This window comes from Methanothermobacter sp. K4 (genome assembly GCF_022014235.1).
Lineage (GTDB): Archaea > Methanobacteriota > Methanobacteria > Methanobacteriales > Methanothermobacteraceae > Methanothermobacter.
In genome coordinates this window covers 467,217-481,427 of the sequence record NZ_JAKLTD010000002.1, presented here as the reverse complement: position 1 = coordinate 481,427, position 14,211 = coordinate 467,217, and the positions used below count along the sequence as shown (strand labels likewise).

Here is a 14,211-nt window from a genome sequence, read left to right as displayed (position 1 = left end):
ACCCATAGTATAAATAAAAGGAGTGCATGGTTATCTCCAGAGTCATGCTTCGTAAGTCAGGTGATTTCATCAATAACGAACCTTTTCAAAGCATCCCTTGCTCTGTAAAATTGTTCAGGGGGATTTAATATGAAGAAGATAGCGCTTAAGGTTGCATACATCGGTACCAATTATCACGGGTTTCAGAGACAGCCCGATGTCCCCACCATTGAGGGAAAACTCCTTGATGCGCTGAAGGAGGCAGGGATAATCAGAAGTCCTGGAGAGTCCCGCTTTCAGATAGCCGGCAGAACTGACAGGGGTGTACATGCACTGGGGAATTTCGTGAGCTTCTTTACAGAGGAGGAGATCCATGTGAACCAGATAAACGACCTACTCCCACCCGACATAAAGGTCCTTGCATGGGCATCTGTAATGTACCCCTTCAAGGTGCGCTACCCCCTTGAGAGACACTACCGCTACATTCTCCACAGTGAGGATTCCATGGACATTGATGCAATGACCGAGGCGGCTGAACACTTCAGAGGCACCCACGACTTCAGCAACTTCTCAAGGAGGAGTGACAGGAATCCCATAAGAAGGATAAATGATGTCAGGGTATCAGAAAATGAGGACTCCATCCTGGTGGACGTGTACGGTGAAAGCTTCCTCTGGCAGATGGTACGAAAAATGGTGAGGGTTCTCCTCCTGGTTTCAGAGGGCGAACTATCTCCAGAAGATGTCCCGGAACTTCTGGATACAGAAGAAAGGGTTTTCATAGACCCCGCACCCCCTGAGAACCTCATACTCATGGACCTCAAATATGGGGTTAAGATAAAACTCAGACATGATGAATATGCCGTTGAACGTTTCAGATCCCTCCTTGAAGAGGAATTCAGAATGTACCGTGACATGTCATTGGTCAGAAGGGTCATGGGAGATTCCCTGAAACATATAGGCGACTCTGACTGAGTTCCTTGCTGGTTTATACAAAACTCTAAATAATTTATTATAAATATAGGTAACCAGGGAAGCGATAATTCTGGAGGATCATAATCTGCAGCAGAATAAAAATCCTGATAGGGGTGCTGTGAAATCCCTCACGATAGTTGGTGTTGATCCTGGCCTCACAGTTGGTCTGGCAGTCCTCGACCTGGAAGGGAGACTCCTCTACCTTGGAAGCATGAAGGAGGCCTCAAGGTCCAGCATAATAGAGGAGATAATAAAATATGGAAAACCCATATTGGTAGCATCGGACGTATACCCCCCTCCTGGAGCGGTTAAAAGGATCGCTTCAATGCTCAACGCCAAATTATATACTCCAGACAGGGTTTTAACAGTATCATTCAAGAATGAACTGGTATCAGAATTTTTAAGGGAATCTGAGAATGCACCGGAAAACTCCCATGAAAGGGACGCCCTTGCAGCAGCTTTGAGGGCCTACAGGCATTATGAAAAGAAACTGAGGCAGATTGATAGAAAGGTTGAGGAGGCTGGACTTACAGCAGGGGAGGTCCTGGAGGTCAAGGGTCTTGTTATAATGGGAAAACCAGTTGCAGAAGCCATAAGATCGCTTAAAGAAATGGAAAGGTTATCTAAAACATCTTCAGAGACTATGGGGGAGCTTAATGGAAAAGAAATCTCCGACTTTTCAGTTGAAGATGAAAAGTCTCAGGGGGACATTGAAAAACTCAGGAGGACCATAAGGGCTCAGCGTTCAACCATAAGGCACCAGCGTTTGACAATTGAAAAACTCAAAAGGGAGAGGGGGTCCCTTAAGGGAAGGATAAGGAAACTCGAGGAGGAGAAGTCAAGGCTGGAGTCAAAGCTTGAGAGGTTACAGTACGAATATTCAAGGGACCTTCTACTTAATCGGGAGTTATCACATAAACTCAAGGTCATTGAAAAGCTTCAGAGGAAATACACGAGGGAGCGGGAACGCAGGGAAGCCCTTGAGAGGGACCTTGACGCACTGCTTCAGATAAAGGATATGGAGTCATCAGGAAAAACGTCACCTGTGAAGATAATTGATAGCTTCACAAGGGAGGGTATAAGGAGTGCAGGCTCCCGCTGGAAGATAAAGAGGGGGGACGTGCTTCTCCTCAGAAGTTCCGAGGGCGGAGGTTCACAGACCGCAAGGATATTAAGGGACCTGAAACCATGCGCCATTATAACAGAGGATAGAATGTCCCACCAGGCCCTTGAGGTTTTCGAGGAGGCTGAAGTACCTGTCATACCCAGGGAATCCCTTGATATTCAGATACATGATGATTTCGGCTCAGTTAAAACTCAAGATTTAAATAGAGAAATTAAAAAATGGAAACACAGATTAAATGAAAAGAGAAAGAAAAGAGAAGAAGAGGAGCTTCTGAGGGTAATAACTGAATACAGAGCTCAGAGAAGAAGAAATTATTAATGAGACTTTTCAAGTGGTTAACATGAAGATTGCAGTTGTTTTGGGAACGCGGCCAGAGATAATAAAGATGGCCCCGGTCATAGATGAGATAAAAAGGCGCAACCTTGACTTCACGCTCATACACACGGGTCAGCACTACGACCATGAAATGTCAGACCAGTTCTTCATTGACCTGGAACTCCCATCACCGGACCACAACATAGGTGCAGGTTCAGGGAGCCATGGAGCAATGACTTCAGAGATGCTAAGGGGCATAGAGGATGTCCTCATGAGGGAGGAACCAGATATCGTGATGGTACAGGGGGACACGAATGCTGTTCTTGCAGGGGCCCTTGCAGCAGTGAAGCTCCACATACCCGTAGGGCACGTGGAGGCGGGACTCCGATCGTTTGACAGGACCATGCCCGAGGAGATAAACAGGATGGTTGCGGATGTATGTTCAAAACTCTACTATGTACCCACCGAGGCATCTGCCATTAACCTCCTCATGGAGGGCGTGGATCCGGAGACGATATTTGTAACCGGAAACACTGTTGTTGACGCCTGCCTCAGGAATATTGAGATAGCATCAAAGAAATCAGATATACTCTCAGAGTTCCGGGGGGACGAAAAACTTGTTGCGCTGACCCTCCACCGCGCAGAAAATGTGGATAACCCTGAAAGGCTCAGATCAATAGTTGAGGCCATACTTGAGCTTGATGAATTCAGAGTAGTCTTTCCGGTTCATCCAAGGACCAGAAAGAATCTGGAAGAATCGGGCCTCTACACCAGACTGCTGGAGGCGGAGCATGTCACATTAAAAAAGCCAATGGGGTATCTTGATTTCCTTCTTCTACTTTCAAACTCGTTCATGATACTCACGGACTCCGGCGGACTCCAGGAGGAGGCCATAACCTTCAATATACCCTGTTTAACCCTGCGATACAATACTGAACGCCCGGAAACTGTTGAGGCCGGGGGGAACATACTTGTAGGTGCTGATAAGAACAGAATAACCACAGCAGCAAGGAGACTCCTTGAGGACCCTGATTTCAGAGAGGGGATGATGAGGACAGAGAACCCCTACGGTGACGGCAATGCCTCGGAGAGGATACTGGATGAGACCCTGCGGCTACACAGGGAGGGCAGGCTCACAATGAAACCACCCGCTGAGGTCATGGAAGCACCATCAAGAAGGCTTATACATGTGGATGAGAATATTACAGTGGCTGAGCTTGCTAAAAGAAATAATGTAGTTATAAGGATGGTTTATGCTGGAGGAGAACCTGTTTTTCCTTCACATACGCTGAACCTGAAGGATAAGGATGTTTTGATTGAGTACAGGTGATGGAGGAATTGGCATGGACAATTACAGGATAGCAGTATTTGGTCTTGGACACATAGGTCTTCCAACAGCAGCACTTTTTGCCAGGGCAGGATTTGATGTTACAGGGATTGACATAAGCACAGAAACGGTGGAAAAGGTCAACATAGGAAAATCACCTGTCCCTGAACCAGGCCTTGATGAACTTGTCGCGGAGGTTGTTGGGAAGGGGAAACTGAGGGCAACAGTTGATGGTGTTAGCGCTGCAGAGGAATCAAATGTGATGGTTGTGGTGGTACCGACACCTGTTAACAGCGACAACACATCTGACCTTTCTGCTGTGATATCAGCAACAGAGACCATCTCAGAGGGCTTGAAGAGGGGGGACCTTGTGATCATAGAGAGCACCGTACCCCCAGGGGCCTGCGAAAACGTGGTACTCCCAATACTTGAAAAAACAGGTTTGCGCGCATCAAGGGACTTTGGACTTGCATACACACCTGAAAGGGCCCTTCCAAACAACACACTCCATGAGATGCAGAACAATGCAAGGGTCATAGGGGGCATTGATGGGAGAAGTGCAGAGATGGCCGCTCAACTTTACGGTAAGGTCACAAGGGGCGAGGTAATAGTTGTGGATGATATCATAACAGCAGAAATGGTTAAGCTCATGGAGAACACCTACAGGGATACCAACATAGCCCTCGCCAATGAACTTGCAGTCATATGTGAATCACTCGGCATAGACGCCATAAAGGCAATTGAGGCAGCAAATCACCACCCCCGCGTGAACCTTCACACTCCTGGACCCGGTGTTGGGGGCCACTGCCTGTCAATAGACCCCTACTTCATAGTTGAGATGGCAGAGAAACATGGTGTCCCGGCAAGACTCATAAGGACGGCCAGGGAGGTAAACGAATCCATGCCCTTCCACGTCCTTGAAATCATAAGGGATGCACTTGAATCAGAGGGTAGAGGCCTTGCAGGATCACGGGTGGGTGTTCTTGGAGTGGCCTACAAGGGCGACGTTGCAGATGCAAGGGAGACACCAACAAGGCCCCTTGTGGCAGCCCTCATATCAGAGGGTGCTGACGTCATTGTCAACGACCCCCATGTTGACCCTGTGCTAATAAAGAAAATGGGTGTTGAACCTGTCTCACTGGAGGAGGCCCTTGAATCTGACTGTGTGGTTCTCATGACGGATCATTCGGAATATCTGGAAATAACCCCTGAGATGATAGGTGGCGGGATATTCATCTGCACAAGACCCGTTCTGGATCCTGAAAAATTCAGGGAACATGGCATAGTATTCAGGGGTGTGGGGCGCCCTTGAAGCTGCTAATATTTGAATATGCAACTGCCTCAGGGATTGAAGACCCTGAGATATTTCTTGAGGGTCGTTCAATGCTTGAGGCTCTTCTGGCCGATTTCAGGAACCTTGAAATTGAATTTCTTCTCTCTGAGAAGTTCGCTGATATTGAAATCCAGTCCAATTGCAGGCCAACAATAATCACAGGTTCCCTGAGGGAATGGCTCAGAGCAAACCTTCATAGATTTGATGCCTGCATATTCATCGCAGCAGAGGAGGACATGGAACTCTATAAACTCACAGAACTGGTTGAAGACTCAGGGGTGCTTCTTCTCGGCTCAACCAGTGAGGCGGTCCGCATATGCTCAGATAAGAGGATGACCTACAGGGCCCTCAGGGGGGTGGCTCCCCTTATAAGGACCTATGGAATGGATGATCTTGGAGAACTACCATCAAGGGTTCTCATAAAACCCGCAGACGGTGTTGCCTGCCAGGGTATAAGGATACTTGAGGCGAGGGACCTCCATGATATCCCCGAGAATATGATAATACAGGAATTTGTTGAGGGTGAGAGCGTCAGCGTGAGCCTGCTCTCTGATGGAATAAGGGCGCTACCCATAAGTCTCAACAGGCAGAATATCCTCATAAGGGGGGATTCACTGGAGTATAATGGGGGGGCAGCCCCTGTGGATCACAGTATGAGGGATGAGGCCTTCAGGGTTGCCAGAAGGGCTGTGGAATCCATTAATGGTCTGAGGGGCTATGTTGGGGTGGACATGATACTTGCAGATGAACCCTATGTTGTTGAGATAAACTCCCGGATCACAACGCCCTATATAGGTCTCAGAAGGATTTCAGAGGGAAACCTGGGCCATATGGTCCTTCAATCAGTTATGGGTGAACTTCCACAGCGTGTTAAATTCAATGGAACAGCATACTTCAGAAAAGGTTCCAGGGGCATGGTTGTGGATGTCCGCAGGGGAACTGAAGCCGGGAATTAAGATTATGGAGTTGACCTTTGATGAAGATAGCGGGATTTGATATTGGAGGAGCAAACACCGACATGGCAGTAATAGAGTTTGGAGCCGATGGGGAAATGAAGAACGTCCGTGTGGACTTCAGGTACCTCCCCATGTGGCTTAAAAGGCATGAACTTTCAGAAACCCTGATTGAACTTGCAGGAGATGACCTTGATGACCTTGATGGTGTTGGCATATGCATGACAGCTGAACTGGTCGACGCCTACCCAAGCAAGGCAGATGGTGTTATAGACATAGTTGAAAGTGTCCAGAGTGCATTCGATGTTCCAGTGGCATACGTGAGCCTCTCGGGCATGGTGGATGCCTCCGAGGCGATCAGGGACCCCATGGATGTGGCTGCGGCCAACTGGGTTGCCACCTCACAGATAGCATCTGCGATGAGCAGCGACTGCATAATGGTGGACGTGGGAAGCACAACAACGGACATAATACCCGTCAAGGATGGATTCGAGGCTTCAAGGGGAAGGAATGACCTTGAAAGGCTATCAACTGGTGAACTTGTCTACACGGGCACACTGAGAACCAATGTTGCAACCATAGTCGACAGGGTCCCCCTCAATGATAGATGGTTCAGGGTTGCATCTGAACTTTTTGCAATAACTGCCGATGTTCACAGGTTACTCGGCAATATCAGGGAATCAGATTACACCTGCAGCACACCGGATGGCTCAGGGAAATCCATTGAGGATTGTATGCTGAGGATAGCCCGGGTCCTCTGCGCCGACCTGGAACTCCTTGAACCAGAGGATATACTTGAGGTGGCAGAGTACATCTACCACCAGCAGATACTCAAGATAGCAGAGGGAATCGCAGAGGTTTCAGAGCGCGAAAACCTTGATGAGGTGATCGCCACGGGCCTTGGAATGAAGATTCTTGCAAAAAGGGCAGCTGAAATTCTCGACCTCAAATGCAGAACCATGGACGAATTCCTGACAGAGGAGGAGTGTGTGGTGGCCCCTGCAGTAGGCACAGCCCTCCTCATGGAGGATTACCTCCAGAACATATAGATGGATGGTTGAGTTGAAATCAAGGATTTTAATCACTGTTATACTCCTCCTTGTGACCCCCCTTGTAATCATGAACATATCTGACCATTCAACTATCGGCTCGGATTCCCGGGGATATGTTACAAGGGACGTCTATGCCCATTACGGTGAGCAGAACATAAAGGTGGCCGTTGTAACAGGGATACATCCGCGGGAGGGGGTTTCAGTTGCACCAGTCCAGTGGGCCAGCAGGGCATTTGCACTTCTCCCTGTGGAGGTTGCACTCTACAGTATAAATGTTGAGGACAGTCCAATGGATTACAGCAGGGGGAGGACCAATGGTGAGGGCCTTGCAACCACCTACATCCTCCCCGATGTAACGAAATCTGATTATGACCTTGTGATAATTGCCCATGCCCATGCACCGGGTTATGGTGAGGGATTCTATGTTGCAACACCACAGATGGATGAACCTTCAGTGAGAATCGCTGAAAGCCTAAGGAAGGAAGGGTTCAATTACTACCCGGTCTCAGGAAAAACAAGGTACAGGAGTTCATCAGCGAGACTCTTCTCAAGGCCACTTGCCGCCGCAGGCTACCCGACACTGGTCTATGAGGTCCCTGAGTGGTCATCACCATACGAGGTATTTTTCATGACCCTAAAACTCCTGAGTGCCAGCAGATCCCTTCTATCATAACGTCAGTACCAGACATCCTTCATACCGATGAGGTATGCTATGATGTTTGCTGAGAGATGAAGAACCAGGGTGATGAGCATTATCAGGATGATGTAATCAACTGGCAGTACCCTCAGGGGGGATACCAGTATCAGGGCCCCGGCAACGAAGTCAAGCTGATCAAGGATAGGCGCTGGCCTACCCCTATCTATTCTGAGTCTTCGCTTTATGAAACTACCTGCCGCATCTCCCATGAGGGCTCCGAATCCAAGTAAAAGACCTGTTATTGCTCCTGTTATAACTGAACCTGAAAGAAAGCCCTGAATTAACCCTACAAAAAGTCCAATAAGGGTACCCGCAGCAGTGCCCCGCCAGGTTACCCCGTCCCCTATGAGGCGCCTGCCATCACTGAGGGTGATGCCCATGTCAAGGGGTCTGCCCCCACCAAATACGAGACCACTTATATTCGCCATGTAGGCTGGTAACATAAAGTATATTACATAGAGAACATCTATAATATTGATAATATCGGTATTCACTTGTACACCTCGCAAAATTATTTAATTTAAGATACCGTAGGAACCGGTCAGTTCAGGCTCCCAGGAAGAGATGCATGGGTTTGTAATTTCATACATCAGGTATATAACGTTTGCCGGTGAACTGATTCGATGATTTTAATATTCAAATTAAACAGGTGACTGTTGTGGTAATAAAGAAAACAAGGAGTCTCTGCCCTGAGTGCCTCAGACCCGTCGATGCGGAGGTCTTTGAGGATGAGGGCAGGGTTCTAATAAGGAAGGAATGCCCGGAGCATGGAACCTTTGAGGGTGTTTACTGGAGCAATTCCGAGATCTACCGTAAGGCAGAAGATTATGATGAGGGAGGTGAGGGGCTACTGAACCCTCAGACGGATCCCCTGAAGGGATGTCCACTTGACTGTGGCCTCTGTCCTGAACATGAGAGCCACACTGTTCTTGGTCTTATTGATGTTACTAATCGATGTAATCTTAAATGTCCCATCTGTTTTGCCAATGCTGCCGTCTCAAACTACCTTTATGAGCCAACCTATGAAGAGATAAGGGAGATGCTCAGAAATCTCCGCAGAAACAGACCTGTACCCACACCAGCCATTCAGTACGCAGGTGGTGAGCCAACGGTGAGGAAGGACATAGTGGAGCTCGTGAAACTCGCAAGGGAGGAGGGCTTCACCCATGTCCAGATAGCCACAAATGGTGTGAGACTTGCACGGAAACCTGAACTTGCAGCGGAACTCAGGGAGGCAGGGCTCAACACAGTCTATCTCCAGTTCGACGGGGTCACAGAGGAACCCTACATTGTATCAAGGGGTAAAAATCTTCTGCCCCTGAAATTACAGGCAATAGAGAACTGCAGAAAGGCGGGTCTTGGAATAGTACTGGTCCCCACACTCGTGAGGGGTCTCAATGACAGCCAGGTGGGGGACATAATAAGGTTCGCCATTGAAAACATCGATATAATAAGGGGCGTTAACTTCCAGCCCGTGTCCTTTGCAGGAAGAACCCCAGCCGACAGGGTTGAGGAGCAGCGCATAACAATACCCGACTTCCAGGAACTCGTGGAGGAACAGACAGGTTCGGAGATATCTGTTGATGACTTCTACCCGGCATCATCTGTCCGCCCAATATCGGACTTCGTTGCAGCCATTGAGGGTGAACCCCAGGTTACATTCACATGCCACCAGCACTGCGGCACAGCCACATACATATTCATAGAGGACGGGAAAATAATCCCAATAACAAGGTTCATTGATGTTGACAGGTTCTTTGAGATACTTGATAAGGGCAGGGAGGAACTTGAGAAGGGAGGAATAGCAGCAAAGGCCAAATTGATTGCAAAATCAACAATAGAACTTCCGAAAACCCTCGACAAATCGAAGGCACCGGAGTCTGTTGATATAAAGAGTATACTCACATCAGTATTCAGGGAGAGATCATACAGTGCCCTTGGAGAATTCCACTACAACACGCTCCTGGTATCATGCATGCACTTCATGGACCCATGGAACTTTGATATTGAGAGGGTTAAAAGGTGCGTCATACACTACGCCCTGCCTGATGGGCGCATAGTCCCCTTCTGTACAATGAACTCAATACACAGGGCAGAGGTTGAAAAGCAGTTCTCAAAACCTCTAAAAGGATAATCAAAGGAGTGGTAATTGAATTGATCATCAACACACCATCCCGGTTACACCTAACCCTCATAGACCTCAATGGGAGGAGGGGCCGCCTCGATGGAGGGGTGGGAATCACCCTCAGGGAGCCTGAACTGATCATGGGCCTCGAGGCTTCAGATGAAATCACTGTGGAGTTCACTGGTGAAGTGGAGAGAGCACTCAGGGAGGAATATGTTTCAAAGATAACAGCAGCTGCAGAGAGAACCCTCAGCTACATTGGCAGTGATGAAAAATTCGCCTTCAAGGTTGAAAGCATGTTTCCAGCCCATTCGGGTCTTGGATCGGGAACCCAGATATCTCTCGCATCCGCAAAACTCATAGCAGAGTACCACGGCGTCAGTATAAGGGCAAGGGACCTGGCAGCGATTGTTGGCAGGGGTGGAACATCAGGTATAGGAGTTGCCTCCTTTGAAGATGGAGGATTCATAGTGGATGCAGGACACAGTACCCGTGAAAAGTCTGACTTTCTGCCGTCATCTGCCTCAAGTGCATCCCCACCACCTGTTATTGCGAGATATGATTTTCCTGAGAACTGGAATATCGTGGTTGCCATACCTTACATTGAGAGATCAGTTTCAGGAAAAAAGGAGGTTAACATATTTCAGGAATACTGCCCCATTCCCCTCAGGGAGGTTGAAAGGCTCTCGCACATAATTCTCATGAAGATGATGCCATCAGTCATTGAAGGGGACATTGAGGCCTTTGGGGAATCTGTCAATGAAATACAGAGGATAGGATTCAAGAAGGTTGAAAGGGATCTCCAGGACCCACTGATTGACAGTTTAATAGATGCTATGTTGTCTTCAGGGGCCGCAGGGGCAGGCATGAGTTCATTTGGTCCCGCAGTATATGCGGTTACAGATGGGAAAGCTGATGATATGGTGGATGCTGTTCTGGAGATAATGGATTCTGGGCAGGCCTTTGTAACGGGAGGTCGTAATGAGGGGGCTTCTGTGATTAGATCCTGAGTGCAGGAGGGAATATGGATGGAAGAAGTTATAAGGGGAAGAGTATGGAGATTCGGTGATAACATAGATACAGATATGATCATACCGGGACGTTATCTGAGGACCTTCAGCCTTGATGAACTCGCATCCCATGTAATGGAGGGTGCAAGGCCAGAGTTTGCCTCTGAGGTGAAGAGGGGCGACATAATAGTGGCCGGGCGCAACTTTGGGTGCGGATCATCCAGGGAGCAGGCCCCGGTAGCCCTTAAACATGCGGGTGTCGCCGCGATCATAGCAGAATCCTTTGCCAGGATATTCTACAGAAACGCCATAAACATAGGGTTTCCCGTTATAATGGCTCGCGTGGATGCAGTGGACGGGGATGAAATCTCTGTTGATCTCAAGGGTGGTTTCATTGAGAACCTCACCTCTGGAAAGAGATATGAGATGAAGCCCTTCAACGACTACATGCTCTCAATACTAGAGGACGGCGGCCTTGTAAACCACTATATCAGGACGCTAAAAGAAGGTTCAGGGTAGGAGAAACATAAATTTACAGGAAAGTGTTTATGAGGGGTAATAGATGCAGTGTCCGATTTGCGGGTCAAAGGCATTCAGGGTTTTAAAGAGCAGAACAGATGAGTCCAGATCAAGGAAGATCAAGCACCTTGTACTTGAATGTGAGGAATGCGGGACGGTTTTCAGGGATAGCCTTGTGATTGAAAAACCCGAACGCCACAGGATAATAATAAGTGAGCATGGAAGCTCCTACCGGGATGAGGTGGATCTATACCCCCATGAGGAGGTATCCGCAGGCGATGCGATCACCGTATCAGGGAAACTCGTTGAGATAACCTCACTGGAACTTAAGAGCGGCAAGAGGGTTGATAAAGCCACTGCAGAGGATGTTGAGACGCTGTGGGCTGTTTCACTCGAGGCACCCGCCCGTGTCGGTATATCCGTGGACCTCCATGGTGAGGTCTACTCAAGGAAGGTTGAGGTCGACAGGGACTTTGAATTCAGGGTGGGGGATGTCATGAAGATAGATGAACACGTATTCAAGATCCGGAGCATAAAGACAGAGGATGGTATGATAAGGAGGGGCTCCGTACCGGCCCAGAGGATTAAGAGGGTTTATGGATATCCTGTAAACCTCAGGTTCAGACACGACCTCACTGATATGATTGTGTGAAATGTCATGGTTTATAACATTGTTTCAGTGGTTCCATGATGGATGAAAGGCGTAGAATGGTCCAGGACCTCATAGATAAGGGTTACATAAAATCTGAGTCCATAAGAAGGGCGATGGAGAATGTTCCAAGGGAGGAGTTTGTCCCTGAAGATGAGAGGCACAGGGCCTACCTTGACATGCCCCTCCCGATAGGTGAGGGACAGACCATATCCGCACCCCACATGGTTGCCATGATCGCGGAGCTCCTGGACCTTGAGAGGGGAATGAAGGTCCTTGAGGTTGGTACTGGCTGTGGATACAATGCAGCGGTCATAGCAGAGATAATAGGGAGTGAAGGTCATCTCTACACGATTGAAAGGATACATTCATTATATGAGAGGGCAAGGCAAAAACTTGAGGCCCTGGGATATGATAACATCACCGTTATACATGGGGATGGAAGTAAGGGGTACCCCCCTGAGGCCCCCTACAGCAGGATATACGTGACCGCGGCGGCACCATACATACCTGACCCCCTAAGGGAACAGCTGGAGGTGGGGGGAAAACTTTTAATACCTGTTGGTTCCGATAAATTTTACCAGGAACTTGTTCTTGTTGAGAAACTCTCCTCTGGGGATTACAGGTCCAGGAACCTTGGGGGAGTTGCATTTGTCCCACTGATAGGTAAACATGGCTGGAAATTCCACTGAACCTAAGGTGGGAATTTCACAGATGATTTTTAAAGGGGATTTCTCATGGACAAAGTCAGGGTTTACATAGAGACGTTTGGATGCACATTCAACCAGGCAGACTCAGAGATAATGGCGGGCATTCTGAGTGAGGCAGGGGCTCTCCTTACAGGGATTGATGAGGCGGATGTGATAATTCTTAACACATGCTATGTTAAGCATCCCACTGAACACAAGGTTATAAACAGGATAAAGAGGATCAGGGAGATGTACCCTGATAAGGGACTCGTTGTTGCTGGGTGTATGGTTGAAATAGACCCGCTGAAACTTGAATCCATATCAGGGGATGCATCATGGCTTGGACCCCACCAGCTACTGAGGACAGAGGAGGTTGTGCGTGCAGCGTATGGCGGTAATGTTAAACGGATAACCGGTTTCACATCCGATGTGAAGGTGGGGGTTCCCAGGGTGAGGTCGAATCCCCTGATACACATCATACAGATATGTGAGGGATGCAGTGGAAGCTGCAGCTACTGCTGCACACGCTTTGCAAGGGGAAGGATACAGAGTTACCCATCAGATATCATCGTGAGGGAGGCAAGGGAGGCCATTGAGGCGGGATGCAGGGAGATTCAGCTGACGGCACAGGATACTGCAGCATATGGTTCTGATACAGGTGAGAGACTCTCTGACCTCATAAGGGAAATAACTGAAATACCAGGTGATTTCAGGGTGCGCGTCGGCATGATGCACCCTGCAAGTGTCCTCAGGGACCTTGATGGTCTTGTTGAGGCATTCAGATCAGAGAAGGTGTACAGTTTCCTCCACCTCCCTGTTCAGAGTGGAAGTGACCGTGTACTCAGGGATATGGGGAGGGGGCACACTGTGGATGAGTTCAGGATGATAGTTGACAGGTTCAGGTCAAGAATTCCGGAAATCTCCATCGCAACCGATATAATCGTTGGCTACCCCACTGAGGGCGAGGATGACTTCCTTGAAACATGCAGGCTCCTTGAGGAGGTGAGACCTGGCTTCATACACCTCTCAAAGTACAGGCACAGGCCACGCGCCCTCTCGTCATCCCTTGATGAGATAGACTTCAGGGAACTGCGGAGGCGATCAAAGACAGTTGAGGAACTCAAGGGGAGGATCACAGAGGAGGAAAATAAGAGGCTCGTTGGAACCACCCAGAACATACTCATAGTTGAGAGGGGAAGGAAGGGCGGCTTCATAGGCAGAACAGATTCATATATACCGGTGGTTACACATGATGGCGAGGCGGGATCCTTCAGGAGGGTTAGGATCCAGAGGGCCACTGGAACGTACCTTATAGCTGAATCAGAAGATTAATAGCCTTCAGTAAGATTTTATTTTTTAACTGACTTGAGTGTTGTTAGGTCCTCAAAATCAAGTAGGATAAGTTAAGACTTGTAAAATGTTTCAATGTCCTTAAAAATAACTATATAATTAGTTTCTAGAGAAA

At 48.4% G+C, this 14,211-nt stretch carries 14 protein-coding genes; 13 read left to right on the top strand and 1 reads right to left on the bottom strand.

Annotated elements, in window-relative coordinates; translation table 11 throughout:
- Positions 1–129: 129 nt before the first annotated feature.
- The 7 genes from truA to L5462_RS06170 all read left to right on the top strand — a co-directional run bounded on the left by truA (position 130) and on the right by L5462_RS06170 (position 7,730).
- Positions 130–951, top strand: a complete 822-nt coding sequence (gene truA / locus L5462_RS06200) for a tRNA pseudouridine(38-40) synthase TruA (RefSeq protein WP_237779922.1) — start codon at positions 130–132, stop codon at positions 949–951.
- A 64-nt stretch (positions 952–1,015) separates the two neighbouring features.
- Positions 1,016–2,395, top strand: coding sequence for a DUF460 domain-containing protein (locus tag L5462_RS06195; protein WP_370637029.1), 1,380 nt, complete (start codon positions 1,016–1,018; stop codon positions 2,393–2,395).
- A 22-nt stretch (positions 2,396–2,417) separates the two neighbouring features.
- Positions 2,418–3,722, top strand: a complete 1,305-nt coding sequence (gene wecB / locus L5462_RS06190) for a non-hydrolyzing UDP-N-acetylglucosamine 2-epimerase (RefSeq protein WP_237779920.1) — start codon at positions 2,418–2,420, stop codon at positions 3,720–3,722.
- A gap of 13 nt (positions 3,723–3,735) precedes the next feature.
- Positions 3,736–5,031: a nucleotide sugar dehydrogenase gene (locus L5462_RS06185; RefSeq protein WP_237779919.1), complete on the top strand. Its 1,296-nt coding sequence runs from the start codon at positions 3,736–3,738 to the stop codon at positions 5,029–5,031.
- Complete coding sequence (locus L5462_RS06180; RefSeq protein ID WP_237779918.1) at positions 5,028–6,008, top strand: ATP-grasp domain-containing protein; 981 nt, start codon at positions 5,028–5,030, stop codon at positions 6,006–6,008. The genes L5462_RS06185 and L5462_RS06180 overlap by 4 nt, the downstream gene beginning before the upstream one ends.
- A 20-nt stretch (positions 6,009–6,028) precedes the next feature.
- On the top strand, positions 6,029–7,054 hold the full coding sequence (locus L5462_RS06175; protein ID WP_237779917.1) for a hydantoinase/oxoprolinase family protein: 1,026 nt from the start codon (positions 6,029–6,031) through the stop codon (positions 7,052–7,054).
- A 4-nt stretch (positions 7,055–7,058) separates the two neighbouring features.
- Positions 7,059–7,730, top strand: coding sequence for a hypothetical protein (locus L5462_RS06170; protein ID WP_237779916.1), 672 nt, complete (start codon positions 7,059–7,061; stop codon positions 7,728–7,730).
- Positions 7,731–7,732: 2 nt separating this feature from the next.
- Here L5462_RS06170 and L5462_RS06165 read toward each other — a convergent pair whose 3' ends face one another.
- Complete coding sequence (locus tag L5462_RS06165) at positions 7,733–8,248, bottom strand: CDP-2,3-bis-(O-geranylgeranyl)-sn-glycerol synthase (protein WP_370637021.1); 516 nt, start codon at positions 8,246–8,248, stop codon at positions 7,733–7,735.
- Between the two features lie 164 nt (positions 8,249–8,412).
- Here L5462_RS06165 and tes point away from each other — a divergent pair, with 164 nt between their 5' ends.
- The 6 genes from tes to L5462_RS06135 are packed head-to-tail and all read left to right on the top strand — an operon-like array spanning position 8,413 to position 14,078.
- Positions 8,413–9,888, top strand: coding sequence for a tetraether lipid synthase Tes (gene tes / locus L5462_RS06160; protein WP_237779914.1), 1,476 nt, complete (start codon positions 8,413–8,415; stop codon positions 9,886–9,888).
- Between the two features lie 20 nt (positions 9,889–9,908).
- Positions 9,909–10,889: a beta-ribofuranosylaminobenzene 5'-phosphate synthase gene (locus L5462_RS06155; protein ID WP_237779913.1), complete on the top strand. Its 981-nt coding sequence runs from the start codon at positions 9,909–9,911 to the stop codon at positions 10,887–10,889.
- 18 nt (positions 10,890–10,907) lie between these two features.
- Positions 10,908–11,408, top strand: coding sequence for a homoaconitase small subunit (hacB, locus tag L5462_RS06150; protein ID WP_237779912.1), 501 nt, complete (start codon positions 10,908–10,910; stop codon positions 11,406–11,408).
- Between the two features lie 43 nt (positions 11,409–11,451).
- Positions 11,452–12,060: an HVO_0476 family zinc finger protein gene (locus L5462_RS06145; protein ID WP_237779911.1), complete on the top strand. Its 609-nt coding sequence runs from the start codon at positions 11,452–11,454 to the stop codon at positions 12,058–12,060.
- Between the two features lie 35 nt (positions 12,061–12,095).
- A complete protein-coding gene (locus tag L5462_RS06140) occupies positions 12,096–12,749 on the top strand; it encodes a protein-L-isoaspartate O-methyltransferase (RefSeq protein ID WP_237779910.1) in 654 nt (217 codons plus the stop codon).
- A gap of 45 nt (positions 12,750–12,794) precedes the next feature.
- Positions 12,795–14,078 (top strand): tRNA (N(6)-L-threonylcarbamoyladenosine(37)-C(2))-methylthiotransferase, encoded by a 1,284-nt coding sequence (locus L5462_RS06135; RefSeq protein WP_237779909.1) that lies wholly within the window; start codon positions 12,795–12,797, stop codon positions 14,076–14,078.
- Positions 14,079–14,211 lie beyond the last annotated feature (133 nt).